The sequence below is a fragment of the Microbacterium sp. MEC084 genome (assembly GCF_004514465.2).
Taxonomy (GTDB): Bacteria; Actinomycetota; Actinomycetes; order Actinomycetales; family Microbacteriaceae; genus Microbacterium.
On record NZ_MYFP02000064.1, the window covers coordinates 1 to 521 of the forward strand.

A 521-nucleotide genomic window follows, 5' to 3' on the forward strand; every position below is an offset into this window, starting at 1 on the left:
GGAGTGGTCGCTGTCGGTGGACTCCACGATCGCCCGCGCGCATCAGCACGCGACGAACACGAAGCGCCTCACAGGGGGCTGGATCGAATTGCACGAATCCGGGCGTCGAGCCGCCTGATCACGCGGTCGGCCGCTCCCGAGGCGGCCTGTCGACGAAGATCCACCAGCTCGTCGACGGCAACGGGCTCCCGCTGGTCGCGCTGCTGACAGCAGGCCAGGCCGGGGACTCGCCGATGTTCCTGCCGCTGATGGGACACCTCCGTGTCGCCCGCCCCGTCGGCCGGCCCCGCACTCGTCCGGACGCGGTCCGGGGTGACAAGGCGTACTCATCCCGCGCGATCCGCGGGCATCTACGCGCCCGCGGGATCAAGGCCGTGATCCCCGAGCCGTCCGACCAGCAAGGCCACCGCAAGCGCCGCGGCTCACGCGGCGGACGCCCCGTCGGCCTCGACGCCGCCGACTACAAGGGCCGCAACGTCATCGAGCGCCGCTACTGCCACATCAAGCAATGGCGAGGACTC

General features: G+C 71.2%; 1 pseudogene. It reads left to right on the forward strand.

Features of this window, described 5'->3' with window-relative positions:
* Positions 1 to 521, forward strand: a pseudogene (locus B5M43_RS14975) (IS5 family transposase); the annotation flags it as partial.